The organism is Sphingobium sp. IP1 (assembly GCF_002708645.1).
GTDB classification, from domain to species: Bacteria; Pseudomonadota; Alphaproteobacteria; order Sphingomonadales; family Sphingomonadaceae; genus Sphingobium; species Sphingobium yanoikuyae.
On record NZ_NOIW01000247.1, the window covers coordinates 1 to 1513 of the forward strand.

Here is a 1513-nt window from a genome sequence, read left to right on the forward strand (position 1 = left end):
ATACGCTCTCATGACTGCCGTCCGAGACGCTGGCCGAGTTTACTCCTTCGCTGGCCGCTAGACCAGCGGTCGCATTGACCTTGGCGGGTGTGCCGCGGGCGCCTGATCGACGACGATTGATCACGCTCTCATCCGCGGGTTGGTTACCGCACTACCCGTATCCGTCGCTGGGCCTATCCTCCGTCTAAGTTCGGGCGTCGGACGAACCTGCCCCACCGTACACCGTGGATTGCCCATCACAGTCGGGTGCCCGCGGCACGCCGGCCAAGGCTATGCAGGTGGTGTGCTGGCGCCTCCTCTCACTGCTGTTTGGAAGATCAAGCGGCGACCGCCGGTGGTACGCGTCGGGCGATGTCCCAAGCATAGCCGACCAGTTCACGCGCAATCGCGGTGGTCACCTTGGGCTGGGGCTTGCCTGCGGCCGCGAGGCGACGGTAGCGCTGGCAGAGACGAACCTGCGCCTTCCATCCAATCGCCTGGATCTCTTCGGGTAAGTCGATGACGCGCTCACGATAGCGGCGTTCCTCGCGAGCGGGCAGTCGATACGACCAGCCAGCCTCGATCAGCATGGTGCGTGCCTGCGCGTTACCCGCGCGCGTGATCCGACCACGCTTGGTCCGGGCACCGCTGGAATGCTCGGACGGCACCAAGCCGACATAGGCCATCAACTGCTTGGGATTGTCGAAGCGGGTCAGATCACCGACCTCGGCGACCAGCGTCGCGGCGCTGACCAGCCTGATGCCGCGCAGGACCTGAAGATTGCGGACCAGCGGCGCGAAACGCCATGCATCCACCGCTTCGCCCAGCGCCGCCTCGAGCCGTCCAACCCGCGCCTGCGCCTCCAGGACCCGCTTCTGCATCTCCTCGAACGCCAGCTGCTGATGGGGGAAGTCGAACCGCTGTTCGGACAACCACCGCCAATACATCTTCGTCCAGGCCGCCTTGCCGCCGAAACGACGATCGTGCCGCAGCAGGAAGCTACGCACGGTCTGTTTGGCCCCGGTGGCATCTTCCTGTGCGCTGCGTCGGGCGCGGATCAGATCACGCACCGCCTCGTGCGCCTCGTCCGGAACCCAGATCGCGGTAAGCTCGCCGGCACGCAACAGTCGGGCCAGGGTCATTGCGTCACGCCGGTCGGTCTTCACATGATCACCTGGCCGTCGTGGCATCATCGAGGGAGCGATGACGATACAAGCCTGCCCCAGTTTCGTCAGCAGCCGGTGCAGGCCATAGCCGCAAGGACCAGCCTCGTAGCAGACGCTCAACCTCACGCCCGGCGCCGTCAGCCGCTTGACCAGCTTTCTGACCGCATCGTCCTCGTTGGCAACCGTACCGACGAAACGCACCTCGCCTCCGCGCTCTTCATCGGCAACTGCGACCGCGATGGTTTCCTTGTGCACGTCCAGACCGACGTATTTTACTGTCTCCGTCATGACTCGCCTCCAGTGCTGACAAATCCATCGTCAGCATCTCAGATTTGAGCCCTCGAGGCTCCGGCAGTCATGGGGTCTAA

General features: G+C 64.4%; 1 protein-coding gene. It reads right to left on the minus strand.

Annotated elements, in window-relative coordinates:
• Positions 1-317 precede the first annotated feature (317 nt).
• Positions 318-1433 (minus strand): IS110 family transposase, encoded by a 1116-nt coding sequence (locus CG471_RS29770; RefSeq protein ID WP_030092861.1) that lies wholly within the window; start codon positions 1431-1433, stop codon positions 318-320.
• Positions 1434-1513: the final 80 nt, after the last annotated feature.

Excerpts from the sequence above, each read along its gene's own strand:
- CG471_RS29770 (WP_030092861.1), bottom strand. The coding sequence starts at position 1,433 with ATGACGGAGACAGTAAAATACGTCGGTCTGGACGTGCACAAGGAAACC.